Genomic DNA, 26,038 nt, shown 5'->3' with positions numbered 1-26,038 from the left:
TGAAAAAAAGAAGGAAAGTTGGAGAACTTTCCTTCCGGTCTACAGATTACAATAAACCACTGTCATAAAAACTAAAGTGGCTTTTCTGTGTTACGATTATATGATCTATTAATTTCATTCCTACATTTTCACAGGTTGCAGCTAATGTAAGTGTGTTATCCTCATCCTCCTTTGAAGGTTCTATATCTCCACTTGGATGATTGTGTGAAATTGCAACAGATGCTGCATCAATCAGTAATCCCTGTTTTATTATTTCCCTGACATACAGAGGTACTCTGTCTATAGTTCCACAGTCTTGAATATACTCATATATTAAATGATCACTTCGATCTAAGTATATTACTCGTAAGCTTTCCTTTCGTGACTGCCCTATTGGTGCTTTAAAGTATTTTAGTAGCTCTTCTCTATTATCAAGAATTGACAATTTTTTTAACTTACCTTTCAGTATCCTATCAAAAATCTCTTTCAGACAAAAGATACTTGCTATTGCTCCATCGTTCATTCCTGTAACATTTTTTAGCTCATAAAAATCAGCATTAATTACCCTTCCTAAACTACTAAAGAGCTCCATTAGCCTTTTAGCGACTTCTCTTCCTTCTGCACACGCAGATAGATTACGTTCCAGTAGCTCATGGTCAAGTAAAGACCTACCTCTACTTGATAGAATACGAGTTTCTAATTTCTCTTTTCTCTCACTATTATTCATAAAAACCTCCAAGATCAACATTATATACAAATTCAGCGCCAGCTTTCTGACGCAGTAGTTCTCGAGGAATAACCCTTTTGAACTCTAAATTTGCAATGTTGTCCTTGTTGCTTGAGCACTGGGATGACATCCTCCCTAGCGGAGATTGCTCTCAAATCACAATGTTCGTACAGTAAGCACTGACCACTTTGCTTCAATATTTGCGATGCCCCTGAACAGATACAAAAAATCTATTGTTTTTTTATAAATTAAATCCTAAGGCATTTTTTACTGTAGATTAATCATTTGATTATAGTATCATTTTAATTAAGCTTATGTTTTGAACATTTATGAAAAGTATTTTATATTCCATACTATTAGTTGTTGTATTTGGATCACTGAGCCTGTTTGCCATAGAGCAGGGTGAAGAAAAGAAAATTGGGTCAGTTCATAAAAACGAAAATGTAGGTGCAAGAAAGCAAGATTTACTGAGCAGTACAAATCAAAAAGATGAGTTGAAAAGCAACGTCGATGCTAAACAAACACAAGAGGCTGAGAGCAAAAGATTAGACGACACTACCGATAAAGAGAAGCTGCAACACAACGAAAATAAAGCTTCCGTGGTTGAGAAAACTATAAGTGAAGGTGAAAGGATTGATAAAGGTTTGCCAAATGACCAGCTAGAAGGAAGCACAGACAAATTTGCTCAAAATTTACCAAATGTGGCCAATAAAGAAGTGAATAAAGATTTGAAACCAGAGCCTTTGCCTTTAAGTGCTGATTTAAATGAGAATACAGCTAACCCGCAAAAAAATCTACAAGCTGATCAGAAGATTGATATAAAAGATAATGAACTTTCAAAAAGTGATGCGAGTCAATTATTAGAGGAAAAAAAAGAAAAAGTAGAGAGTCAGTTTGAAGAAAAAAAAGTGAAAGAAACAAACAGTAATTCCAAGGACCGCAATAGAGTAAAACCTATAACTAAAAAAGATGAAAGTGAAAAGAAAAATTTACAAAAATGGACAAAGCTAAACAGAGAACCAATAAAAGAATGGGGTCATAAAGATATACAAAGCAAGTCAATATATAAACGACAATATGATAGCCTTAATGAGCATCTTCCTACAACTGTATTTATTGATGATTACAGTAAGCAATTTTTTTACTGTATTAAGAAAAATAACTTACCTTGCTTAAGAGGAATAATAAGTAAGCTAGAAAAAATTGGATTAACAACTCAAGAGATACTAAGGTTTAGAAATAAATTGGGTGATACTCCTCTCATTTATTCAGTTAAACAAGGTGAGGTAGACATAGTGCGCTTTCTCTTATTACAAGGTGCTGATCTTAGAGTAGTTAATAATAATTTTCAATCCCCAATTGATATAGCAATCGAAAGAAAGCAGGTCAAGATAATAAATGCGATTGCCGAAATGATGCCACACCTTTTGGAGGATAGAAAAATAGACAATAAAGAAAGCTCAGCAATGTACGATTGGGCTGTAAAAACGAAAGAAATACAGTGCGATAAGCAAGATGATTAGATTTTTGATATTAATTTTAGTTGGTCATTTATGTTATGGAAACGAAATAAATGATGAAAAAAATCAGATTAGTGATTTTTTAAACGCTCTGCATGATGTAAAATATGTATCTTACAGTAAAAAAGACTTTGCTGAATTTCTGGTGCAGTGCCACAAAGAGGGCGTGCCAGAAGATTTTAAGAAAGGTTTTGGTTCTAACTTAAATGGAGCTAATTTTAGTCAATTATATCTCAATAAATCTGTTTTTGATGGAGTAAGTCTAATTGGTGCTGATTTTTCTAACACCGATTTATCAGATGTGTCTTTCATTGATGTTGATTTACGTGGTGCTAATTTCTCCAATGCTAATTTACATGGCATTAAAATAAAAGGTACAAATTTGAGTTTTACAAAATTTGTTTCTGCAAACTTAACAGATATCGTATTTGATCAGTCTAATGTTAGTTATGCTGATTTTATCAGTTCCGATCTCAAAAAAGTAAGTATGCACAACGTAATTGGTTTGCATACTAATTTCTCGAATGTGAAAATGAATTTCTCCAACTTATCAAACTCGAATGTTGGCCACGTAAATTTTAGTGATAGTGAAATAAACGATACCGTTATGCAGAAAAACAACCTTGATAATGCAAGTTTCTTTGGAGTGGATGCATATAAATTAAAGATACAATTTTCTTCATTAAAAAATGCTAACATATATGGTGCAGAGTTAAAAGAATCAGACTTTACAGGTAGCAATCTTTCCGCTGCCTACCTTAATTCTTCTATCATAATTAACAGTAACTTCGACGAAACTAATTTAAGCAACACACAAATTTCCTATGTGAATGACGATAATTCAAGTTTTGTTCAATCTATACTAAATGGTTCCAAGATAAAGCATACATATGTTTCTGAAGCAAATCTTCAGGATGCTGATTTATCCAATATTGATTTTAGTTTTAGTGAACTGCATCAAGTTAATGTCTCTAATGCTGACATTCGTCACGGAAAGTTTCATAATACTAAAGTTGTGAATTCTAACATGAATGGCTCATTTTTTGACCATTCACTATTCACCTCTGCGAAGATAGAAGATTCAGACCTTTCTACAACTTCAATGTATAAGATAAAAATCCAAGACTCTCAAGTTTATAACAGCACGCTTTCTCACCATAATATTGATTCCAGTGAAATAGAAAATTCAACATTCTTTAATTTATTAGCTGATAATTCAAGCTGGTCCAATTTAAAAGTAACTAATTCAAATTTTGTTGAAAGCGACTTCAGATCTTCTTTGCTTCACGCTAATGCCTTTAGGAAAACTAGTTTTTTTCTTAGCAATTTGAGTAATTCAACAATTAGTGATATGTCTTTTCTCTCTTCAAGCATATATAAAAGTTCAGTTGTTGATGTTCACTTAACAGGTTGCAAATTTGATAATTCAATTTTGATTGATAATAAAGGGCAGAAAAAACTTGCAGGTTCAGAAAATGCCATAACTTCAATTGAAGATTTGCAAGAGAAAATATCACAGGGTGAAAAATTTAATGTAAATTATTCTTACTTTGAATTTAAGGATATGAATTTAGAAAATGCTGATTTTGCTAATTCAACATTGAGTAGAGCAAAGTTTGTAAACGTTAATTTGAATAAGGCAAATTTTGAAAAAACCGATTTGCGCTATACTGTCTTTGATAATTCTTCTCTTATTGGCACCAACTTATCAAATTCTAATTTAGAAGGTTCTAGCTTTTTAAACTCTGATCTAAAAAGCGCCATGTTAAAAAATGCAAAGAAAAATGACCGTAAAAAGTGAGGGCGTATTATTGGTTCTATCCTCCCCTTCTGGAGCTGGAAAAACTACTATATCAGCAAAATTACTTGAGCAATCAACTAATTTAGTTAGGTCTGTTTCTATGACTACGCGCAAGCCTCGTCCCGGCGAAATAAATGGAAAAGACTATTTTTTCGTTACCGAAGAAAAATTTCACGAGTTATGCAAAGCTGGCCAAATGCTTGAATACGCCAAAGTTTTTGAGAATTTTTATGGTATACCAAGAGATTTTATAGAGCAAAACTTAAGCAGTGGGATAAGCGTTTTACTAAGCATAGACTGGCAAGGAGCATTTCACTTATTCAAGCTCATGAGAAAAAAAGTTGTAAGTGTTTTTATACTTCCCCCTTCAATGAAAGAGCTTAGGTTGCGTTTGCAAAAGCGTAATAGTGATGATGCAAGCGAAATAGAGCGCAGATTAGCCGAAGCTCAAAAAGAGATAAGCAAACGTGATAAATATGATTATGTAATAATCAATGATGATATTGACAAAAGTGTAGAAGAGATAAGCTCCATACTAAATAAAGAAAGACTTAAAAAATCAGAAGAAAAACCAAGCCTGGAAGACTGATAAAAACATCAATTTGCAGCTATAGTTTCTTATCCTATAGCTATACCGCTTCGGCATAGATTCCGCTAACTAGTAGCGGAATGACGGTTTTTCAAATTGTCGGTAAATCTAAGTCACTTTAGCTATATTTATTATTTTTTAAGATTAAATGGTTAAAATAGTAGACAACTGTTCAAGTGAGGTTTAACTATGACGGCAAACTTTCTTACAGAAATTAATTTTCTGCCTTCTTACCTGCCTTTCTATCTGTATTTCAACTACATATAGCTAAAAGTAACTTAGGTTTACCGAAATATGTTTATGGTTAATTATAGGCGATATCTTAAGTTGTCATTCCAGCGCGTGACGCTGGAATCCAGATTTTTTAGACTGGATCCTATGGTCAAGCCATAGGATGACAGAAGCGGTCTTTGTTAGCTATATACAACGTTTGACTTAATTAAAAAAATTGAATCTTAGCTGACAACTTAAATAGCTTTTAATATTGAGGTTTTAGTATGGATATAGATCTAAACGCACTAACTACTAATGCAAAAAAATTAGATGAATACATAGATAAAAATGAAAAGCAAGAGCGGGATAGAAAAGACGAACAATTGTATGGCATTATAGAGAGAAAGGTAAAAAAAGAAGAACACAAGCGTGAAAAACCAAGAGGTCAAGATGTAGCTCTCAAGGAGTGTAAAAGGTTATTCAAGGAAGGTGCTAGCCCTGAAGTATTAACTAAATTAGAAGAATCACTTAGAGAACAAGAAAAATATTATAGGTATTATGTCCAATGCTTCCTTCCAGTGCTAGATAAAGCAATAAAACGATCGAAAAAAATATCAAATGAAACAAAAGAACGAGTAAAGCAAGTAATTTCAGAAATTACTGATAATAGCAAATATTGTTCTAATAGTATTACCCACAACAAAAATGATCGTAGGAATAGTGAAGATAGTGAAGCAGAAAGTGGCTACGGTAGCGATATTGAAGATGATCATAAAGTAGAAATAAGCAACGAAATAACAAATAGCAATGCTCTATTACTAAAAGCGATCAAAAATAGAAATAACAGGAAATTTAAAAAATATCTAAAAGATTGTACGGATATTAATAGTGTGAAAGGTGAAAAAGACAACAATATTTTACACCTTATCGTGTCGTTGGAAAAGAAACAGAAATGCAAGTTTCTAGGTACCCTAATAAAAACGGTCACCGAGGAAGATTTAGCACAACTCATTAATAGTAAAAATCAGGAAGAACAAACGCCTCTTCATCAGTTGCTTCAGCATATAAAAGAAAAGAATGAGGATCGATCATGTACAGATAGAAAATTTGAAAAAACAAATAGGTATAAAGCCTTAGAGTTATTTCTACAAAATGGTGCAGATATTACTGTGCAAGATAAAGATGGAAAAAATGCTCTGCATTGTATTGCTTTACTAAAAGGAGAGCAAAAGATTGCATGTTTGCAGTTGATTTTAGGTAAAGATGATGCTGTAAATACTACTAACAGAGAAGGATTAACACCTATTCATTATTTATTTCAGCATATAAAAGAAAAAAATGAAGATCGATCATGTACAGATAGAAAATTTGAAAAAACAAATAGATATAAAGCCTTAGAGTTATTTTTACAAAATGGTGCAGATATTACTGCTCAAGATAAAGAGGGTAATAATATTCTGCATCACATTGCTTTACTAAAAGGGGAACAAAAAGTTGCATGTTTGGAATTGATTTTAGGTTTAGTAAAAGAAAGAAAAATATCTGAAGATCAATTAAGAGAGGCTGTGAATGCACCTAATGGAGAAGAGAACACACCCCTAGAATTGGCATTAAAGAAAAAAGCAGAAAAAAGAAGTATCGAATACTTACGGCAAGGAACAATTTTTGATACAGCAACTGCTTATGACAATACAACAAAATTTTGTACAATGCTGCTAGAAATAGGCGCTGATCCCTGTTCTCTGGAGCTGAAAGATCCAAAATTCCATACTAAAAAGTACTATTTAACTTTACGAGATCTAAAAGATTATTCAGGGACTCCACAGAAAGCACAGGAGAAAGCTAAAGAACTAAAAGAGAAGCTTGAGGAAAAATACCACTGTAAAACTGCTTCAAAAAAATGCAAGTCTGGCATTAAAGAAGCAGGTTCTGGTATAAGAAAAGGAGTATCTGTTGTAGCAGGATTCATAGATCCAGCAAAAAGGACCCGCGAACTGTTAGCAATCACGATAACGATTACTGTTATTGCAATGGTAACATTTGCTTTCTTTCAGGGTCAAATGGCAATTGGAGCAGCCATTCCTATCATAGCTACTGCTGGAGTTATATGTCTTACTCTCACTTTAGGGTTTGATGGTATTAAGAAACTTTTTGAAAAATCAACCAACAAAGCACAGGACACATTTAACGACAAAAATCGCTCTAATTCAACAACAGAGCAGAATCAAGCTTCGAAGAACCTTGTTAATAATGATCAACAGAATTTAGGAAATGATTCTGAAGACCTAGCAGCAAAAAGACAACAAAATCAATCAGAGCATACAGAAAACCCAGCTACCAAAATGAGCGATGTATCAATACTACGTCAATTCATAAATTGTATTAAACAGGACTTGATATGACACTTTAAAAAAGTAAGTTAAGAATAATAAAAATAAGGAGTGTTAGAAATGAGTACAATACAAACAAAAATACTAAAACCAAAACTAGGATTACTAGAGCTAGCAAAACAATTAGGAAATGTGTCTCAAGCGTGCAAAGTGATGGGATACTCAAGAGATACATTTTATCGATTCAAGGAGTTATATGAAAATGGGGGAGAAGAAGCATTACATGAAATAAGTAAGAAAAAACCGCTATTAGCAAACAGAGTTTCGGAAGATATAGAAAGAGCAATAATTGGCATAGCTACAGAATTTCCTGCATATGGACAAGAAAGAGCTGCAAATGAGCTGAGAAAAAGAGGTATAATAATTTCCCAAGGAGGAGTAAGATCTGTATGGCTAAGAAATGACCTTGAAACTTTGAAAAAGAGACTTAAAGCACTGGAGGCAAAAGTAGCTCAAGACGGAATCATTTTAACTGAAGAACAACTTGCAGCTTTAGAAAAAGTGAAAGAACAAAGGGAAGCTCATGGTGAAATTGAGACGCAACATCCAGGTTATTTGGGTTCTCAAGATACCTATTATGTGGGCAATATCAAAGGCATAGGGCGCATTTATCAGCAAACTTTTGTTGATACTTATTCCAGAGTTGCAATGGTTAAACTTTACACGGACAGAACAGCTATTACAGCTGCAGATCTTCTTAACGATAGAGTTATCCCATTTTTTGATGAGCAGAGAATTCCATTATTACGCATTCTAACTGATAGGGGTACGGAGTATTGTGGCAAGCCCGAAAATCACGCTTATCAGCTATATTTAGGAATCGAAAATATCGATCATTCTAGAACCAAAGCCAACTCTCCACAAACTAATGGCATATGTGAAAGATTCCATAGAACTATGCAAGATGAGTGTTACAATATTATCTTTAGAAAGAAAATCTACTATTCTTTGGAGGATCTACAGATCGATGTTGATCATTGGTTGCGTTCTTACAATGAGACAAGGCCTCACTCAGGCAAATACTGCTATGGCAAAACACCTATGCAAACGTTTTTTGACAGTAAACATATTGCTTTTCAGAAAAATATTAGTAGCATTAAACAACAGCCTGATATTAGTTTTGACTACGTCAATTCTTCTGTCAGTTAATTCTTCTCTGTCAGATTAAATCTTGTCTTTTACACATAAATAAGCTAGATGGGCTGACTAATAAACCCTCTTCTCTGGCGCTATGAAATCAATCTCACCGCTCAGAGTTTTTTCAGCCACTTTTTTATAATCAATTTTTACGTTAATTTGCCCTTTCTTTTCTTCAAGCCACGCTATAGTGTGCTTCATCCAGTTTTTGTCATCACGTTCAGGAAAGTCTTCACGAGCATGGGCACCTCTGCTTTCCTCGCGATTAGCTGCGCATTCCATGGTAATAACCGCTTGTGGGATCATGTTAGCAAGCTCCAGTGCTTCAACTAAATCACTATTCCACATCATACTGCGATCCTCAAGTGAAATATCAGGCATCATTTTTGCTACCTTTTTTATAGCTTTTTTGCCTTCTTCTAAAACTTCAGCAACACGGAACACTGATGCGTACTTTTGCATAGTGTTCTGCATTTCGCTGCGTATTTTTGCTACTTTTAGCCCACCGGAAGCAAATCGCATTTTATTGAATCTATCTACTATCCAGTCTGTACAGTCTGAATGCAATTTTCTATGTGGTGTATTGGGCTTTAGTTTCTCTTTTGCTCTGAGCGCTGCAGCTCTACCAAAAACCACAAGATCAAGAAGCGAGTTAGAGCCAAGTCGATTTGCACCGTGCACAGAGACACATGCGGCTTCTCCAATTGCAAATAGTCCATCTACCACTTCTTCCTTACCTTGCTTCAGCGTGATCACTTCTCCATGATAATTGGTTGGAATGCCACCCATATTGTAGTGAACAGTCGGAATGACCGGTATTGGATCTTTAGTGACATCAACTCCAGCAAAAGTTCTTGCGGTTTCGCTAATGCCCGGCAATCTGAGTTTTATTACTTCCGGATCAAGATGTGCTATAGTTAAATACATGTAATCTTTTTTCGGTCCAACTCCCCTTCCCTCTCTAATTTCAATTGTTATTGCGCGACTTACCACATCACGGGAAGCTAAATCTTTTGCTTTTGGTGCATAACGTTCCATAAACTTCTCGCCCTGAGAATTAACGAGGTACCCCCCTTCACCACGGCATCCTTCTGTCATCAAGCACCCTGAGCCATATATTCCTGTTGGATGAAATTGTACAAATTCCATATCTTCAAGTGGTAATCCAGCCCTTACTACCATGCCATTACCATCACCTGTGCAGGTATGCGCACTTGTTGCAGAGAAATAAACACGTCCATATCCACCTGTTGCTAGCACCACTCTATGCGCACGAAATCTATGTAATGTACCGTCGCATAGCGACCAAGCAAGAACTCCGCAGCATGCTCCGGTTTCGCTATCCATAATTAAATCAATCACAAAGTATTCAACAAAAAATTCAGCGTTGAATTTAAGACACTGCTGATATAGAGTGTGAAGGATTGCGTGCCCAGTTTTATCTGCTGCCGCACAAGTGCGCTGCGCTGATTTTCCTTTACCAAAGTGAGTTGTCATTCCACCAAAAGAGCGCTGGTATATTTTGCCATCTTCTGTACGAGAAAAAGGTACACCAAAATTTTCAAGTTCAATAACAGCTTTAGCAGCGTTTTTACACATATATTCTATTGCATCTTGATCACCAAGCCAGTCTGAACCTTTTATTGTGTCATATGCATGCCAGCGCCAATCGTCTTCACCGATATTACCTAAAGCTGCACTAATTCCGCCTTGTGCTGCAACTGTATGACTTCGTGTAGGGAAAATTTTAGAAATGCAGGCAACTGAAAAATTAGTTGCAGCCATCCCAAGCGTTGCTCTGAGCCCTGCTCCACCTGCACCTACTACTACCACATCATACTCATGTTCTATGATCTCATACGCTGACTTATCCATATTTACTTATTTTATCATTACAGGCTTATGATATCACAGAAGTAGAAAAAATCTATACAAGTTTTCTATAGCTATGCCGCCGCGGCGCTAACTAGTAGCGGAATGACAGCAATCCTACGTCATACCGCCGCAGTATCTCAGCCACTAACACGTAGCGGGATGACGGTTGTCAGGCTAGCCTGTCATCCCAGTGCCCCTATGATGTCATCCCAGCGCCTCTATGATGTCATCCCAGTGCTTGACACTGGGATCCAGCTTTTTTGTAATTTTATTGAAAATGTTGTATAGTCGTTTGTTTACAATCAATTTTTCTGGATCCCAGTGTCTGGGCACTGGGATGACACCCTACTTAGCCGTCATACCGCGATTCATTCGCGGTATCTCTAGATCCCGCTAACAAGCAGCGGGATGAAGATTGTCGTTTAGCTATAAATATTTAAGAAATTTACTAGGCAGAAAAAAAAGGCAAAGAAAACCTAGGGTAGCTAGTATTCAAATTCTCCCTTGTTCTATTTGACGTCTTTTGATGTCTTGAACGCTTTATAAGCGCGTTTCAGCTTATATAGGTAAAAACCTAGAAATTTGATAAAGACATAAGGTGCACATAGTGCAAAAAATTAAGCATGATTTACGCCAAATACAAAGTTCCCTTTGTCGTTTTAATCTGCAGATTGCGAAGATAAATAAATAGCTTCAGTTTCATGATAAGGGGGCTGGCGAAGGATGTCAAGTAATTTTCTTATTTCATTTAAATTGCTTGTAACCTTCTTATACACTCATCTTTACCAAGAATCACCATGATATCAATGATTCCAGGTGCATCCATTACTCCAGTTATAGGGGCGCGTAATGAGTGGTATACATCGCTTATTTCCATATCGTGCAATTTTGCACATTCCTTGATCTGAGAAGATAAAAAACCCTTATTCCAATTTTCATCACCGATCTTTGACAGAAGTGATGCGAGTAACTTAATTATGAGGTTAGATTTGACAATTTGACAAGCTTCTTCACTTAAATCAAGTGGCGGATCTTGAATATAAAATTTTGCTAAATCCAATAATTCGGTCAGGTAGTTTGCTCTTTTTTTTAGCTCTGTCAGTCCCTGCAGTAAATAGCCCTTTTTTTTGTCAGTTAGAGTATTTTCTCTAAGCATTAGAGTCAGAATATCTTCATTGCTCATATTACTAATATAGTGGTTATTCAAATGCTCCAATTTTTTAAAATCAAGCCGTGCAGGTGAACGACCAATACTTTCTAAATTAAACCACTCTATTGCTTGCTCATCGCTAATAATCTCATTATTACCGTGACTCCAGCCAAGTCTGAGTAAGTAATTACGCATTGCCTCTGGCAATATCCCCATCTTTTCATAATCACAAACGCTTGTAGCACCATGCCTTTTAGATAGCTTATTTCCATCTTCCCCGTGGATAAGCGGCACATGTGCAAAGCGTGGAATGTCAAAATCAAGAGCCTGGTATATCAGCAACTGCTTAAAGGTATTAGTAAGATGGTCAGAGCCGCGTATTATATCAGTTATTCCAGCATCATGATCATCAACTACGACAGCAAAAATATATGTTGGAGTGTTGTCAGAGCGTAAGATCACTATATCATCAAGCTGCTCGCTATTTACTTTGATTTGGCCGTATATTTTATCATCAATGACGATCTCTTGCGAGTCTGGCACTTTAAAGCGGACAACAGGCTTCACGTTTGATGTCACACTAGTACATTTATGCTTATATATTTTTCCTTCTTTTCTTGCTTTTGTCTTCCTTTCTGTCTCAGGGCAATAACAGTGATACGCCCTACCCTTCTCAACTAAAAGGTTTGCTACTTCTTTATGCCGCTCTATTCTTTTTGACTGATATACTATTTCCCCATCATAGCTCACACCGAGCCATCTTAGCCCTTCTATTATTGCATCAATTGCTTCCTGTGTTGAACGTTTTCTGTCGGTGTCCTCAATCCTTAGCAAAAACCTGCCACCATGGTGCTTCGCGTAGAGCCAATTAAATAACGCAGTACGAGCCCCTCCAATATGCAAAGACCCTGTTGGTGATGGAGCGAATCTAGTGACTACGTCTGGCATGTTATTGTTACAGTAAAGTATAGGCTATGATACCCAAAATCCACGTTTGTAACAATGTAGAATTTATTTATTCTGAGAGATAAAATTTTATTTATTTTTCATAAATTGTGTTGTATAATTTAGTATTGGTTGAATATAGCGAGGTGAGTTATGGATGGACTTGTAGATATAGCAAAATTGCTTTCAGATAATGAAGCTAATATCAATTGGCGTTACACCGGCCCATTTGATAAAACAAAACAAAGAATTAGGGGAGATAATCTCCTGCATTTAGCTGCAAAAACAGGAAAGGTTGATAAGTTTTTATCTATTTTCAAGAAAAGTGTTGAAAGTAATGTTCATTTGTTAGAGTACAATAAAGATCATGAAAATCCATTTCATATAGCAGCAGAAGTGGGGATATTACCAAGTGTAGTAAAAGGAATATTCAAGCATTTGGAGTCTGAAAAAACTAACCCAAATTGTGATCCGAAAAAATTAGAAAATGTCAAGAATTATGTTAAAGAGGCATTGTGCAATAGATGTGCGCTAGATCAATCTAAAAAGACTCCTCTTGACTGGGTTAGTAAGACAGTCAAAAAAGAAATAAAAGAAATCGCAGGCATAAAAGACAGCTTTATATGTAACCAGAAGTTTCGCCTATGCTTATATATAGTAGGAGCGATAGCATGTATTGCTGCTTTATGTTTGTCTTTATACTTTTTATTTTTAGTTTCTCAGTCTCTTGCATTGGCTTCGATGGCTGGGATAATTTCTGGTGGGGCTGCGTATCTGTCAGGCAAAGTATTTAGTGAGATACATGACTTGCATGACGTGAGCACTCCAGTAGAAACTTTTAGTAATGCGGATCTTGCAAGGATATAACAAAAAATTGCAGGCAATGATATAGAAATTTACTTTCTCAAGCTAAGAAAGTATACTGATAAGATGACGGAAAAGAAGTACAGTAAGATTTTAATAGCAAACAGAGGGGAGATTGCCTGCAGGATAATCAGAACTGCTCGTAGGATGGGTATATCTTGTGTGTGTGTGTATTCGGATGCAGATACTAATTCTGTACATGTAAGACAAGCAGATGAGTCAAGATATATCGGCCCTTCGCCATCTTGCCTCAGTTATTTAAACATTGAAAAAATATGTGAAGTAGCAGTTGAAACAGGTGCGCAGGCAGTTCATCCTGGCTATGGTTTTTTAGCAGAGAATCCAGATTTTCCACGTGCTTTGCAGAAGCATAATATAGACTTCATCGGCCCCAGTGCAGAAACAATAGAAGTTACAGCCAACAAAATAACAGCAAAAGAAGCGGCAAGAAAAGCTGGAGTGAATGTAGTGCCAGGATATATGGGTAAGATCAGCGATGCTGCCCACGCAGCTCAAGTTGCTAAAGAGGTCGGTTTTCCCGTTATGCTCAAAGCTGCATCAGGCGGTGGTGGCAAAGGAATGCGAATTGTAAACTCCAAAAAAGAAATTGAACTAGCATTTACATCAGCCACAAATGAAGCAGAGAAAAGTTTTAAGGATGGCAGTATCTTTATAGAGAAATATATAGAATTACCAAGACATATCGAAATACAAATCATAGCGGATAAATATGGCAATATAGTATGTCTTGGAGAGAGGGAGTGCTCAATACAAAGGAATAATCAGAAAATAATGGAAGAAACGCCAAGTCCATTTATTAGTGAAGAAGTAAGACAAAAAATGTATGCCCAATGTGTTTCTTTAGCAAAACAAGTTGGCTATTTTTCAGCAGGTACTGTTGAGTTTGTTGTAGATAAAGACCAAAACTTCTATTTTCTTGAGGTAAATACGAGATTACAAGTTGAGCATCCAGTAACAGAATTTATAACTGGAATAGACATAGTAGAAGAAATGATTAGAACTTCCTGTGGAGAAAAATTAAGGTTCAGTCAGGATGATATTAAACTTACTGGTTCTGCAATAGAAAGTAGAATTTGCGCTGAAGACCCATCGAAGAAATTTTTCCCTTCCAGCGGAAGAATAAAATATTACGATAAACCGGGTGAAAATGATTATGTAAGAATAGATGATGGAGTTGCTGCAGGTTCAGAAATTAGCACGTTCTATGACTCAATGATTGCAAAAGTTATAACATATGGAAAAGATAGAGTAGAAGCGATCAGCAGAATGCAAAAAGCATTGTCTGAATGCTATATAGAAGGAGTAACAAATAATATAGAATTTCTAGAATCCATCTTCCATCACCCAAATTTTATCGCAGCAAAGCTCCATACGAGATTCATTCCAGATCATTACCCTAGTGGGTTTCACGGCGATTTTGTTACAGAAGAGTATATAAAAGTTTTTATTTTTGCTGCGCTATATGTCCATTTAGAAAATGAAGAAAGGTACTATTACGAAGCAGTGAATAAAACATCTCAGGTGTCATTCCAGTGCGTGACACTGGAATCTAGTAAAAAAGAAGGGGCACCAGTATCAGCTACTCGGATGGCAGGTGACCGTGCAAGAGATTTATTCATAGTGAATATAAATGACAATGAGTACTCCGTAAATGCAAAATACCAAGATAATATATTAATAACAGTATATAATCACAATAAATACTCCGTTATAGGCAAGTGGAAATCAAGTTATAGATTGCTATATATCACAATTAATGACGATACCAATATAGCACTTAAAATAGAAAGACAAGGCAGCAAGTACTTCATAAGACATGCAGGTATGAAAGCTGAGTGTTGTATATTAAAACCTCATGTAGCTGAATTAAGTAAGTTAATGCTAAATAATGAAACAGAAGGGATTTCAGCAGATGCTGTAAAATCCCCAATATCTGGTTTATTAGTTAAATTACACGTAAATGTAGGAGATCAGGTGGAAATAGGACAACCTTTATTTGTGGTGGAGGCAATGAAAATGGAAAATATCATATGTGCTGAAGCAGCAATGGTGATAAAAAATATTCCCGTTCAAGAAGGAAAAAATGTGCAGATTGGTGATGTAGTCTGCTTTCTTAAATAACATAAGAAGTACAAACTTGACCCAAACAAGATAAATGAAAACACTTGATGAGCTATGGCAATGGCTATTGGTATTTGTAACAAAAGAGTAACCACTCCTAAAATTATCTGAATGATGATGGAGAGCAGCATAATATATACCGGTTTTACGCTAGCATTTTTTACTGTGAGTATTACTACCAAAGTTAGTATTAGCAATGCCAGTGCTCGATGTATAAATTGCACTGTCGCTCTGTTCTCAAAGATATTCAGCCATATAGGCTGTAAGAAAAATAAATCTTCTGGAACGATTTGTCCGTCCATTAGTGGAAAGGTATTATAAATCAAACCAGCATTTAATCCCGCAACAAATGCGCCGAAAATTATTTGTATTACAATTAGAATCAGAATAAGTATTGTGTAATATATACTACTGTTAGTAGATTGAAATCCTGTCATCCGAGTAGCTGACACACAACTGTACGAACGCTTACTTTTGAAAATAAATTGCACAGCAAATGGTGTCATGAAAGTAGCTGACACTGGAATCCAGCTTTTACTATGCAGCCACTTATTTAAAGTTAAGTTTTCTGGATCCCAGTGTCTGGGCACTGGGATGACATCTTCTTTGGTGAAAATTACTCTTATACTGCAATGTTCGTATAGTTGTGTACGTAACACTGGGATCCATATTTGGTAATCAAAAAATTGATATGACAATAATGCAAAGATAATTAATGCTAATAATAAGTGAAGTGCAAGCCTATAGTGGCTAACATGAGGTTCAGTGACTAAACCACTTTTAACCATATACCAACCAGCAAAAGCTTGTAAAGCTCCAAATAATAATGCCACACATAGCTTTATTACTACCTTTTTAGATATTTTTCTTCTTAATATGAAATATATAAATGGCAGGACAAAAACTAAACCTGTTAGTCTTGCAACCAATCTGTGTACATATTCTATTAAGTATATAGCGCGAAACTCCTCCATACTAATACCATAGTTAAGTGCTTTATATTCAGGTGTAGCTTCGTATTTTAATTTTTCTTGTAGCCAGTCTTGTTCACTCAGTGGTGGTAATGTTCCAGTAATTGGTTTCCACTCCGTGATTGACAATCCTGCTTTTGAAAGTCTGGTAAATCCACCAATCCCTACCATGAGAATTACCATGACCGAGCAGAGAAAAAGCCAAATAGCTACAGGTTTTGCTTCCATAAACCATGCTGAGTTTTGTTCCATCGCTCAGGGTAAAGAATAAATTCCCACAAGGCAAGAAAAGCTGCAACACTATGTAGCAGACTATAGACCGGAAAAAATATCGATACTATATAAAAATAAAAAGGCATCTTTTGCTGTTTGACAGCTATTACCAGAAGAATCAGGTTAGTAACGTATACCACTACAAAGTAGTACAAAAATAATTCATTTAAAACTTTAGTTAATATTAATGAAAGCAGTAAAAATGGAGTAGTAAAAAATATAAAAGCTGCGGAGCCAACAAAAAGATTCAATAGCAAAATTCCCTTAAATCCAGTGTGTTTATAAAGTGACTTTATATTTTTTAAATGAACAATATAAGTTTGCATATAGCCTTTGATCCAGCGCGCTCTTTGCTTAATCCAAGCAAATACAACAATTGGTGACTCTTCCAATGTTTCTGAGTCAATCATCCTGGTTTTATATCCCATTTGCGCAAGTCTCAAACCGAGGTCAGCATCTTCGGTAACACTGTAAGCATCCCAGAAAAACACTTTTTTTAGAATTTTTACTGAAAAATGATTACTGCTACCACCCAAAGGCATTGGCATGTTCATTTTTTGGAATCCAGGCAATAAGTATTGAAACCAGTTCATATACTCCAGAGAAAAGGATTGTGTAAGAAAATTATAATCACAATTATAGTAATTTAATTTTGCTTGTACACAGGCAAGCTTATCGTCGCCCTTATTAAATTCAATCAGTGCTTTTTTTAACTGCAATGGGTCTGGTTTATCGTCCGCATCATATATTACTGCATACTTTCCTCTAGCAAAGCTCATAGCATAATTGCATGACTTGGCTTTTGTTTTAGGCAAAGAGTGAGGCACTTTTATTACTTCAAAATACTGCGGTAAAGTGTACTTTTCTATAGTTGCTAGCGTTTCCTGGTCATCACTTTCTACCAGAAGCTTTACATCTAATTTCGACTTTGGATAATCCAAACTTTTAACGCTTTCAATTAATTGCCCTATTACTGCACTTTCTTCAAATACAGGCAGTAAAATAGTATATATAGGTTCATTCAGCTTACTATAATCCACTTTTTGGTTGGAGGTTTCACATAAGCTAAAAACTGTAGCTATAAACTTGAATAAATAACTAGAACATCCGATTATAAATATCAACATCAAAGCAAAATATGTATATTTCTCTGTTAGTGTTAAAATTGAAGTTACAATAAAGAAAGAAGCAAAAAATATTGAGCTTAGTTTAATGCTTTTAGCTGAAAAATTAGGATTCTTGTAATATAAGTAGTTGCTTGCAAATTCTGAAATACCAAAGTGCGAGTTAAGAAGATTTAAAATCTGTTCGCTATCCACTTTTATTAATACATAGTCAATACCGTAATGAGCTTCGACCCAACGGTTGATATCTCGGCTTGTGTCTTCAACCATAAAAAAAGTAGTATTATTTAATTTTTGCCAAGGAATTATATTAAATTTATAGTAAAAAAGTTTCTCTGGCTCTTTGCACAAACTAGAATCAAACTTAATTTTTTCTACATTATCAGCTTGAAGTATAGGCAATTGTTGCATTGAACCTAATGCAATTTTTTATTTAAGTCACGTGAAAATGAAGATATGACCTCGCTACTACGCTTATCATCTTTACGTTCATGCATTATTTTTTTTACAGCATCAGCAGCTATATTCGCTGTGTTAGCCTGTAAATCTCCAAGAGCTTTTTCAACTTGGTCAGTGACTTTCTTCAAGTTAGAATGGGCATTGTCATCTAATGTCTGATCTAGCTGCTGTCTATTGTGCTTAATGATACTATTAGCTTTATCAAGTGCTTCATTCATCATTTTATTAACTTCTGCATCTAATTCTTTGTATTTTTTAGAAGATTTTTTGTAATACTCCAACATATCTTTCCTGAATTTTTCAGTTTCTTCACTTGAAAATTTGCTTTTGTTACGCTTATTGTTAAGCACATTTTTTATCACTTTCTTTAGCAATTTATACGAAAGGACAAAACTTACCAAGAAGGCAAGACCGATAATCAGTGATGTAGACATAAAAACCCCTAAAATTCTTTGGACACCAAGTCAGCAATAAATTCCTCTTCAATTTCAGAATTAGTCAATTTAGTATAATAAATTAAAGCAATACTAGTAGCCATTTGTTTTAACTGATCAGTATATTCAGATTTAAATTCTGCCACTTTTTTTTCAATAAGCTTGCTCTTTTTTTTGTCTTCCTCTTCTAATATATTCTTAACATTAGCTCTCATTTCTTCTACCTGAGCAAGTGCATCATCTATGATTTTTTTTGCCTGTATTCTAGCTTGGTTTAAAGCGGCATTATACTTGGCAACCTGATCTTCCGTGAGTCTTAAAAGATGAACAGAACTATTAAAAGAATCCAATACTTCTTTACTTCTAGTGCTTATTATTTCATCTAACTTTGGCAAAAATAAACAACTTACTACGAAAAAAAGTGAAGAGAAAAAAATTAAAAACCAAAAAACTTGAGAAAAGAAGGTTGAAACATCAAGCTGTGGCATCTGTTAAGCAGCAAATATTAATAACATTGCAAGTACAAACGCAAGCAATCCCATGATTTCAACCATGGCAGCACCAATATAAACATAACTTTTCATTTTACCTTCTGATTCAGGGTTTCTCGCAATCCCATTTAACATAGCAGAGAAGATATTAGCTATACCTAAACCAGCACCGAGCATTCCAAACACAGCTAAACCAATTGCTATAAATTTTAAAGCTACTAAATCCATATATTACCTTTAATTATTTCTTTATAATATAATTGTAAAATATTCTACAAGGAAGTCAATTACTTTACTGCATCTGACAAATATACACATGTTAATATAGTAAATATATAAGCTTGTAAAATTGCAACAAATACTTCAAATCCTATCAATGCAATTATGAACAAAAACGGCGTAGGAGTGAGAAATATGTTCATATTTACAATAAACCCTGCTATCACTTTGATGATTGTATGACCAGCAATCATATTTGCTGCAAGCCTTATTGATAGGCTAACCGGCCTTACTAAATAAGCAAACAACTTAATAATAATTATTATAGGTGCAAGCCACGAAGGAGTTCCTTTTGGTAGCAATATGCGTAAAAATTCTACTCCCCTTTCTTTAAATCCAACAATCGTTATATAAATAAAAACCACCATCGATAAAGCGAAGGTGACTATCACATGACTTGTGACCGTGAAACTATAAGGAAGAACACCAACTAAATTACATGATAAAATGAAAATAAACACTGTAAATATCAATGGAATGTGCTGCAAGCCTTTGCTTCCAGTGTTATTTTCTATTATTGAAATAACAAAATCATATACATACTCAACTGCAGCTTGCAAATATCCTGGTATTACTGCCCCCTTCTTTATTCCAAAAAGCAAAAAGAGTATCACCAATATCACCGAAATCATCGTGAAAAGAGATGAATTGGTAAAGCTTACGTCATACCCAAATAACCTGGGTAACTCTATTACCGTATATACTTTAAACTGCTCCAGCGGATTTAATGCCATTTTAATCTGAATTATCAACAGTAAATAAAGTATGAATTTTATAGGACAAAGTCAAGAATTAAGATAGAGCTCTGTGTTATTATAACATTGATACATTAACAAAATATGTAATTAGAGTGTTAATTACAGTCAGCTCTGTATTTTAAAATTTACTAATCTTATTAAATTACTCAACATCTTGACTTAACATCTTATTTTAATTATAATTTAATTTTTAGTGAGGTAGATAATGAACGAAATAGATTTTATTAACACTAATCATCTTTTAAATTTAGAGCAGGAATTTGGTAACGGATACATCAAATTGACAGATGGTTCCTTTAACGAATATACTGGCCATTATCAAATAGGAAGCGAAATACTAGATGAAAGCCATAATATGATAGGAAACTTAACTATTGATGGTTACATTTATAATGCCCATGAAGATGACCACAATATGAATCTTAAATTCTTTACGGAAATAGATTTAAAAGGTGATATAAAGAAGATAAATTCTCTTCGCAAGAAGATATAAAGTTACAAAAGCTTCTACATCGTTGCTTGTAATGCTCTAGTGTACAAACATTGCAATTTGTAGATAATTTGCGTAGTAGGTGGTGTCATTCCAGTGCTTGACACTGGAATCCAGTTTTTATTGTACAACCACCTGGTGTACTCATTTAAAATTAAGTTTTCTGGATCCAAGTAGTCAGGGCACTGGGATGACATCTTTCTTAGTTTCTTGTATCACAATGTTCGTACAGTTGTGCTTGTGATACAGAAGTTACCTTTTATTCCATTACAACAAGCTTTAAAAGCACTACATTTTATATTACAATAACTCTTTTATTTCTTTAAAGGTTCATGAAATTCACATTATCTTGGTTATTAGAGCACTTAGAAACCAATGCTAGTTTAGAAGAAATTACCGATAAATTAACTCACATAGGGTTAGAAGTAGAAGATGTGATCGACAATTCCAGATTAACTGGGTTTATCGTTGCAGAGGTATTAGAAGTCGTACCTCATCCAAATGCCGATAAATTAAAATTATGTAAAGTAAATGATGGGAGTAAAATTCTACAAATAGTTTGCGGAGCAAACAATGTTAGAGAAGGTATGAAAACTGTGCTTGCATCTCTTGGTAGCACATTGCCAGAAAGTGATTTCACAATCAAGCCCACAAAAATACGAGGAGTGCTAAGTGAAGGGATGCTCTGCTCTGCTTCTGAACTTGCATTTACTCAAGAGAAAAGTGAAGGAATAATCGAGCTTTCTGATGATTATAAAGTAGGGGATAAATTTTTCAATTGTGACCCTGTAATTGATATAAATGTTACTCCAAACCGTGGAGATTGCTTAGGCATTTATGGAATAGCTCGCGACCTTGCTGCAACTGGAATTGGGACATTAAAGACTTTAAGCATTCCACAACTTACCAGCTCCATAAATTCACCAATCGATGTTGAAGTTACTGACGGGGAAAGTTTCATTAGTGGAATATACATCGCCAACGTAAAAAATCAAGAAAGCCCAAAATGGTTAAAAGATAGGCTGGAGTCGATAGGAATGCGCTCCATTTCTGCAATAGTTGATATCACGAACTATATTATGATATCTTTCAGCCGCCCAATGCACGCGTATGATGCAAAAAAAATAGAAGGAGAGCTCACAGTACGCAAAGCAAACGACGGAGAAAAATTTGCTGGTTTAAACGGTAAAGAATACTTATTAAACAAAGACATGAGCGTTATTTCTGATGATAAAAATATTCATGGAGTTGCTGGAATTATAGGTGGTAAGTGCAGTGAATGTACTTTTGAAACTACCAATATTTTTTTGGAATTAGCTTTGCTCGATCCAATCTCTATTGCTAAATCCTCAAGGGAGCTGAGCATCTCCACAGACGCTAGTTACAGATTTGCACGTTCAGTTGATCCTGGATTTACTTTTGATGGACTCAACCTTGCAGCTAAAATGATTCTGGACTTATGTGGTGGAGAAACCTCAAGCGTAGTGTCTGCTGGCAGTTTAGATAGTGCTGACACCAAGGTGAGCTTTGATTATCAGGATGTGAACAAGTTTGGAAGTGTGTCTGTATCGCCTGATGAGGTGCTTGATATCTTAACGAAACTAGGGTTTAGTATTGATAAAAAAACCGAAGGTAATTGGAATGTACAAGTACCAAGCTGGAGACCGGACGTGACAATACCGGCTGACCTAATTGAAGAAGTAACAAGAATATACGGCTATGACAAAATAAAAGAAGAACCACTACCAAATAATGTTGAAAAAGTAGATAGTACATACGACAATTTGCGTATTTTGATGACAAACAGAGGGTTTCATGAAGTGCTAACCTGGTCGTTTATGAGTGAATCAACAGCTGAAAAATTTGGTTACTCGAATAAGTTATTTATCATCGATAATCCGTTTAACAATAACTTTAATATAATGAGGCCAAGTATCATACCAAATTTATTGCAAGTTACTGCTGATAATATTGCCCATGGAATATCTGATCTTGCAATCTTCGAAATTGGGCCGATTTACGATGGTGAAGCTCAGTCTAAGTATGTTTTAAGTGGAATTAGGTCAGGAAATAATTTACCGCGAAACCATTATAATACTGATAGGAAAGTAGATGTTTTTGACGCAAAGGCTGATTGCATAGCAGCTTTGGAGTTTTTTAACGTTAATTGTGATAATTTAACGATAGAGAAAGCAGAAAAAGAACATTACCACCCAGGAAAGTCAGGCACTCTCTCTTTTAAGAATAAAGTAGCAGGTTATTTTGGAGAGTTGCATCCTAATATATTAGATCTTTTTGATATCAAGCAAAAAGTTGTAGGTTTTGAGGTAATACTAGAAAATATTGAAAATTTACCTGTAAGTAGAAAGAAATTTATCGATTATAAATACCAAAGTGTAAAACGTGATTTTGCATTTATAGTAAATAAGGATGTGGAAGTAGGTAACATAATCAATGTGATAAAAAAAAGCTCAGAGCTCATCACAGAAGTTTTGATATTCGATGTATACCATGGAAATAATATAGAACCGAATAAGATGTCTATAGCGTTGTCAGTTACTTTTTGCTCTCCAATCCACACTTTAACTGAAAAAGAGATCCAAAAAGAATCAAGTACTATAGTTAATTTAGTATGTGAAAATACCGGAGGAACTTTGAGGTATAGCTAAATGGCTCTCTCATCTACAGTATGTTTATTGGCATTCCTAACGCTTGCCTCATCTAATCTACTCTTAACCAACGTGAATTCAATATCCTTAAAAAATCTATCCCACATTCCATGCAAATGCTCTTCTATTTTAGGCCATACATCATTTTTAAATGTTTTTCCTTCATCAAAAAATAAATCACTTAAAAAAGCCCCAGCTTTCTCATAACTTGATTCGAAATGTTGAAGAAATGTCTCTCCTTCCTTACAAGAGTTGTGTGCCACCTCTAACGCTTTTCTTTCTGTAGCCTCTTTGTAAACATTCGATGTTCCAATCCTTATTGTACCAAGCACAATTTTACCCCAGTTCTTAACTTTCTGTATATAATCTTCACTATTTCCTGGTATATTATTTATTATATTTTTTGTCAAATTGTCTATCAAAGGAGACAATAAATTTTGACTAAAATGTTTGATATTATCTTTTGTTTTAATTACAGGATATTTGATGCGTTTTTCTGCTAAACAGTACTCCAGTTCTGCTCTTTCTAATAACTTCTTGATTTCTTTTTCATCAAAAGTTTCAAGCTTGAATACCTTCAGTAAATCATCTTCTATTACTGCAAATTTTATTTTTTCACGAGACGTTAGTTCTTCTTTATAATCATTTTTTGTTTCTTCATTTATCAATAATTCTTTTTTGCCTAATTCTAACTGTTTTAATGCTTTCAGAATTTCTTCATTCCTTTTTAAGAGCACTTCTATTGATCTTGTACCCGGATGCCCTTTTTCCCTGTTATTTTGTTCAGCTTGTAAACGCTTATTTTGATCTTTGAGTGTTTGTTCTAATGTAGATTTTTCTAAATGTCCTTCATCTTGCACGCGAAAAGCTTCAATTATTTCTGCTAGACCTGATTCACCATATTTTCTTAATTTCTTGCATAAACGTAAAACACCCTTTTTTTGTTCTCGAAGTAACCTTTGCACTTTATATTTTTTTATTTCTAAATACATCTTTCCTATAAAGTCATTTATTTTAGCTGAAGCTTCCTTATCCGATGGAACCTTTACTTTTTTTTCTAAATCTTCAAGCTGCTTCCTTAGGCTTTGCTTCTCCTTATCCGGTATATCTGATTGACTTAACTTACCTTGAACTTTTTTCATTACTGATTTTATCAGCCTGCGCTCAATCTCTTGATCATCATATTCGAATTTAAAAAGGTCTTCTAACCCCCTTTTTAAGGTGTCATTTGTTAAGCTACTGTTTTCATGTATTTCTTTTAATTTCTTATATATATTGTTACACCTTGTTTGACCTATTCCTCTTAAACGTTCAATTTCTTCTTTCGCATTACCTAAGGCTTTCTCTGTTGCTTGGAGATGCTTATTTTTATAAATATCAATTACTGTCCTTTTAACTATTTCGCCTTCCTTTATAAGCTTTTTCCATTCCGCCTCATGTACAGAAAATTCATCATCTTTTGAGTCTTCTACTTCCATTCTTGCGTTTTTCAAATCTTCTATTATAATCTCTTTTCTACTTGGTAATTCCTTACCTTGGCTCTCTAATTCCTGTCTCACTAAAGAATTTTTTATCTCATCTTCCAGTGAAAAACCTTCTTTCCGTCTATCCATCTGAAACCTAACTGCTTGTATAAAGGCAACTTGATAGGCGTTGTATATTAAGTGAGTTATCAACTTAGAATCTATACTACTCACCACTTTCAGTCTGAATTCGTTCAACAATTCCTTCAGTTTATCATATGTAATATCTTTCTTTTCTAGCTTCATCAGCTCTTCCATAGTCTTTGCAAACTCTTGGATAGAAGTTGCAAGCACATCCTTGATTTCATTGCGTAAGGGCTTAAGACCATTTTTTAAATTGATGTTAGTTGACAATTTCAGTACGATGCTATGCTCTGAATCCCGCGTCACATCAAACCACTTGTTATTTTCATTTTCATACAAATCTCTAAGCAATCGTTTAAATTGCGGTGGAAATTCTATTTCCATATCCCACGCAATATTTGGTCCAGTAACTTCCTTTTCATGAAAAGACACCTCAATATTTTGATGCTTATTAGAATACCGCCCCATACTTATTTTAAGAGCAGTAACTAAAGAGTGAGATAAATCTCTATTTAAAAGATAAAAAGTAGCCAAAGCGAGTGTTGCAGGAATAAGTAATGCTGCAAGCATAGCTATATTAACAAGAATCACTATTGCAGCAAGAACACCATATGCCAGTCTTTTTGCTGTACTTTCACTTACTTCACTTTTTTTTGTTTTATTCTCCTCTGAACTGATTTGTGTCTTATCATTTGTTTTTAATTTATTATATACGGCTAATCCTAACGCAGTGAAAACTATATAAGGAAACATTAAAACTGATAGAGCTAAATTTAATACTTTCTTCTCCGGGCAAGCTCGATTTACCTCTTTAAATATTCTACTTGATATATTATACCAAGAAGTAAAAAAATCAGAGTTATAATCTTTATAATGAAATATACTGAGTGGAACGTTAAAATTAGCTAACGGCTCTTGTTCTTCCACAGCATCAAAAAATTCTTCTTCCTCTTCTGAAGTAGCAAGACCTAAATCATTCCCTTCTTCTACATTAGAAACAGCTTCCATAGCATCAAAAAACTCTTCTTCCTCTTCCAAAGCAACATTGGAAATAGATTCTACTTTACCTAAACCATCACTATTGTTAACAACTTTTTCATAATCATCTGCAACAGCTTTATTCATATTATAACCTTACCCTAAGCAATCTA

Annotated in this window: 19 protein-coding genes and 1 pseudogene; 9 read left to right on the top strand and 11 right to left on the bottom strand. The window is 34.7% G+C overall.

Annotated elements, in window-relative coordinates:
• Window positions 1-46 precede the first annotated feature (46 nt).
• On the bottom strand, window positions 47-706 hold the full coding sequence (locus OPR49_RS03885; RefSeq protein ID WP_265026705.1) for a JAB domain-containing protein: 660 nt from the start codon (window positions 704-706) through the stop codon (window positions 47-49).
• A 329-nt stretch (window positions 707-1,035) separates the two neighbouring features.
• On the opposite strand from OPR49_RS03885, the gene OPR49_RS03880 reads away from it, so the two are divergent.
• The 5 genes from OPR49_RS03880 to OPR49_RS03860 all read left to right on the top strand — a co-directional run bounded on the left by OPR49_RS03880 (window position 1,036) and on the right by OPR49_RS03860 (window position 8,368).
• Window positions 1,036-2,229, top strand: coding sequence for an ankyrin repeat domain-containing protein (locus OPR49_RS03880; RefSeq protein WP_265026704.1), 1,194 nt, complete (start codon window positions 1,036-1,038; stop codon window positions 2,227-2,229).
• Complete coding sequence (locus OPR49_RS03875) at window positions 2,222-4,027, top strand: pentapeptide repeat-containing protein (RefSeq protein ID WP_265026703.1); 1,806 nt, start codon at window positions 2,222-2,224, stop codon at window positions 4,025-4,027. The genes OPR49_RS03880 and OPR49_RS03875 overlap by 8 nt, the downstream gene beginning before the upstream one ends.
• Complete coding sequence (gene gmk, locus OPR49_RS03870) at window positions 4,011-4,616, top strand: guanylate kinase (RefSeq protein ID WP_265027517.1); 606 nt, start codon at window positions 4,011-4,013, stop codon at window positions 4,614-4,616. The genes OPR49_RS03875 and gmk overlap by 17 nt, the downstream gene beginning before the upstream one ends.
• A gap of 497 nt (window positions 4,617-5,113) precedes the next feature.
• Window positions 5,114-7,231 (top strand): ankyrin repeat domain-containing protein, encoded by a 2,118-nt coding sequence (locus tag OPR49_RS03865; protein WP_265026702.1) that lies wholly within the window; start codon window positions 5,114-5,116, stop codon window positions 7,229-7,231.
• Between the two features lie 48 nt (window positions 7,232-7,279).
• Entirely contained in the window at window positions 7,280-8,368 is a 1,089-nt protein-coding gene (locus OPR49_RS03860) for an IS481 family transposase (RefSeq protein WP_265027486.1), read from the top strand.
• 57 nt (window positions 8,369-8,425) lie between these two features.
• Here the strand turns inward: OPR49_RS03860 and sdhA are convergent, their stop codons facing one another.
• Together sdhA and gltX are read right to left on the bottom strand one after the other, a co-directional pair.
• Window positions 8,426-10,231, bottom strand: coding sequence for a succinate dehydrogenase flavoprotein subunit (gene sdhA / locus OPR49_RS03855; protein WP_265026701.1), 1,806 nt, complete (start codon window positions 10,229-10,231; stop codon window positions 8,426-8,428).
• A gap of 748 nt (window positions 10,232-10,979) precedes the next feature.
• Window positions 10,980-12,329, bottom strand: coding sequence for a glutamate--tRNA ligase (gene gltX, locus OPR49_RS03845; protein WP_265026699.1), 1,350 nt, complete (start codon window positions 12,327-12,329; stop codon window positions 10,980-10,982).
• 150 nt (window positions 12,330-12,479) lie between these two features.
• Here gltX and OPR49_RS03840 point away from each other — a divergent pair, with 150 nt between their 5' ends.
• Entirely contained in the window at window positions 12,480-13,193 is a 714-nt protein-coding gene (locus OPR49_RS03840; RefSeq protein ID WP_265026698.1) for a hypothetical protein, read from the top strand.
• A gap of 63 nt (window positions 13,194-13,256) precedes the next feature.
• The gene (locus OPR49_RS03835) at window positions 13,257-15,332 is read left to right on the top strand and encodes an acetyl-CoA carboxylase biotin carboxylase subunit (RefSeq protein ID WP_265026697.1); all 2,076 of its coding nucleotides are present in this window, start codon (window positions 13,257-13,259) and stop codon (window positions 15,330-15,332) included.
• Here the strand turns inward: OPR49_RS03835 and OPR49_RS03830 are convergent.
• Genes OPR49_RS03830 through OPR49_RS03805 form a run of 6 tightly spaced genes read right to left on the bottom strand, consistent with a single transcriptional unit; the run spans window position 15,281 to window position 20,097 of the window.
• Window positions 15,281-16,531, bottom strand: coding sequence for a COX15/CtaA family protein (locus OPR49_RS03830; RefSeq protein ID WP_320157610.1), 1,251 nt, complete (start codon window positions 16,529-16,531; stop codon window positions 15,281-15,283). The genes OPR49_RS03835 and OPR49_RS03830 overlap by 52 nt on opposite strands.
• The gene (locus OPR49_RS03825; RefSeq protein WP_320157609.1) at window positions 16,513-18,102 is read right to left on the bottom strand and encodes a glycosyltransferase family 2 protein; all 1,590 of its coding nucleotides are present in this window, start codon (window positions 18,100-18,102) and stop codon (window positions 16,513-16,515) included. The genes OPR49_RS03830 and OPR49_RS03825 overlap by 19 nt, the downstream gene beginning before the upstream one ends.
• A gap of 14 nt (window positions 18,103-18,116) precedes the next feature.
• Complete coding sequence (locus OPR49_RS03820) at window positions 18,117-18,593, bottom strand: F0F1 ATP synthase subunit B family protein (protein WP_265026694.1); 477 nt, start codon at window positions 18,591-18,593, stop codon at window positions 18,117-18,119.
• An 8-nt stretch (window positions 18,594-18,601) separates the two neighbouring features.
• Window positions 18,602-19,081: a F0F1 ATP synthase subunit B family protein gene (locus OPR49_RS03815; RefSeq protein WP_065094794.1), complete on the bottom strand. Its 480-nt coding sequence runs from the start codon at window positions 19,079-19,081 to the stop codon at window positions 18,602-18,604.
• A 3-nt stretch (window positions 19,082-19,084) separates the two neighbouring features.
• Entirely contained in the window at window positions 19,085-19,312 is a 228-nt protein-coding gene (locus OPR49_RS03810; RefSeq protein WP_006014985.1) for a F0F1 ATP synthase subunit C, read from the bottom strand.
• Window positions 19,313-19,371: 59 nt separating this feature from the next.
• Entirely contained in the window at window positions 19,372-20,097 is a 726-nt protein-coding gene (locus tag OPR49_RS03805) for a F0F1 ATP synthase subunit A (protein ID WP_265026693.1), read from the bottom strand.
• Between the two features lie 229 nt (window positions 20,098-20,326).
• Here OPR49_RS03805 and OPR49_RS03800 point away from each other — a divergent pair, with 229 nt between their 5' ends.
• Window positions 20,327-20,614 (top strand): hypothetical protein, encoded by a 288-nt coding sequence (locus OPR49_RS03800; RefSeq protein WP_265026692.1) that lies wholly within the window; start codon window positions 20,327-20,329, stop codon window positions 20,612-20,614.
• Window positions 20,615-20,631: 17 nt separating this feature from the next.
• Here the strand turns inward: OPR49_RS03800 and OPR49_RS07580 are convergent.
• Window positions 20,632-20,787: pseudogene (locus tag OPR49_RS07580) on the bottom strand (WPE palindromic element domain-containing protein); the annotation flags it as partial.
• A 156-nt stretch (window positions 20,788-20,943) separates the two neighbouring features.
• On the opposite strand from OPR49_RS07580, the gene pheT reads away from it, so the two are divergent.
• Window positions 20,944-23,280, top strand: coding sequence for a phenylalanine--tRNA ligase subunit beta (gene pheT / locus OPR49_RS03795; RefSeq protein WP_265026691.1), 2,337 nt, complete (start codon window positions 20,944-20,946; stop codon window positions 23,278-23,280).
• On the opposite strand, the gene OPR49_RS03790 is transcribed toward pheT, so the two are convergent.
• Entirely contained in the window at window positions 23,277-26,012 is a 2,736-nt protein-coding gene (locus OPR49_RS03790) for a hypothetical protein (RefSeq protein WP_265026690.1), read from the bottom strand. The genes pheT and OPR49_RS03790 overlap by 4 nt on opposite strands.
• Window positions 26,013-26,038 lie beyond the last annotated feature (26 nt).

The organism is Wolbachia endosymbiont (group A) of Bombylius major (assembly GCF_947251895.1).
In the GTDB taxonomy this organism is placed as follows: Bacteria; Pseudomonadota; Alphaproteobacteria; order Rickettsiales; family Anaplasmataceae; genus Wolbachia; species Wolbachia pipientis.
The sequence above is the reverse complement of the archived record's forward strand: the minus strand, read 5'-3'. Positions and strand labels throughout refer to the sequence as shown.

Excerpts from the sequence above, each read along its gene's own strand:
- OPR49_RS03820 (WP_265026694.1), bottom strand. The coding sequence starts at position 18,593 with ATGTCTACATCACTGATTATCGGTCTTGCCTTCTTGGTAAGTTTTGTC.
- gltX (WP_265026699.1), bottom strand. The coding sequence starts at position 12,329 with ATGCCAGACGTAGTCACTAGATTCGCTCCATCACCAACAGGGTCTTTG.
- OPR49_RS03815 (WP_065094794.1), bottom strand. The coding sequence starts at position 19,081 with ATGCCACAGCTTGATGTTTCAACCTTCTTTTCTCAAGTTTTTTGGTTT.
- OPR49_RS03835 (WP_265026697.1), top strand. The coding sequence starts at position 13,257 with ATGACGGAAAAGAAGTACAGTAAGATTTTAATAGCAAACAGAGGGGAG.
- pheT (WP_265026691.1), top strand. The coding sequence starts at position 20,944 with ATGAAATTCACATTATCTTGGTTATTAGAGCACTTAGAAACCAATGCT.
- OPR49_RS03830 (WP_320157610.1), bottom strand. The coding sequence starts at position 16,531 with ATGGAAGCAAAACCTGTAGCTATTTGGCTTTTTCTCTGCTCGGTCATG.
- OPR49_RS03865 (WP_265026702.1), top strand. The coding sequence starts at position 5,114 with ATGGATATAGATCTAAACGCACTAACTACTAATGCAAAAAAATTAGAT.
- OPR49_RS03810 (WP_006014985.1), bottom strand. The coding sequence starts at position 19,312 with ATGGATTTAGTAGCTTTAAAATTTATAGCAATTGGTTTAGCTGTGTTT.
- OPR49_RS03875 (WP_265026703.1), top strand. The coding sequence starts at position 2,222 with ATGATTAGATTTTTGATATTAATTTTAGTTGGTCATTTATGTTATGGA.
- OPR49_RS03840 (WP_265026698.1), top strand. The coding sequence starts at position 12,480 with ATGGATGGACTTGTAGATATAGCAAAATTGCTTTCAGATAATGAAGCT.
- OPR49_RS03800 (WP_265026692.1), top strand. The coding sequence starts at position 20,327 with ATGAACGAAATAGATTTTATTAACACTAATCATCTTTTAAATTTAGAG.
- OPR49_RS03860 (WP_265027486.1), top strand. The coding sequence starts at position 7,280 with ATGAGTACAATACAAACAAAAATACTAAAACCAAAACTAGGATTACTA.
- OPR49_RS03885 (WP_265026705.1), bottom strand. The coding sequence starts at position 706 with ATGAATAATAGTGAGAGAAAAGAGAAATTAGAAACTCGTATTCTATCA.
- gmk (WP_265027517.1), top strand. The coding sequence starts at position 4,011 with ATGACCGTAAAAAGTGAGGGCGTATTATTGGTTCTATCCTCCCCTTCT.
- OPR49_RS03880 (WP_265026704.1), top strand. The coding sequence starts at position 1,036 with ATGAAAAGTATTTTATATTCCATACTATTAGTTGTTGTATTTGGATCA.
- OPR49_RS03790 (WP_265026690.1), bottom strand. The coding sequence starts at position 26,012 with ATGAATAAAGCTGTTGCAGATGATTATGAAAAAGTTGTTAACAATAGT.
- sdhA (WP_265026701.1), bottom strand. The coding sequence starts at position 10,231 with ATGGATAAGTCAGCGTATGAGATCATAGAACATGAGTATGATGTGGTA.
- OPR49_RS03805 (WP_265026693.1), bottom strand. The coding sequence starts at position 20,097 with ATGGCATTAAATCCGCTGGAGCAGTTTAAAGTATATACGGTAATAGAG.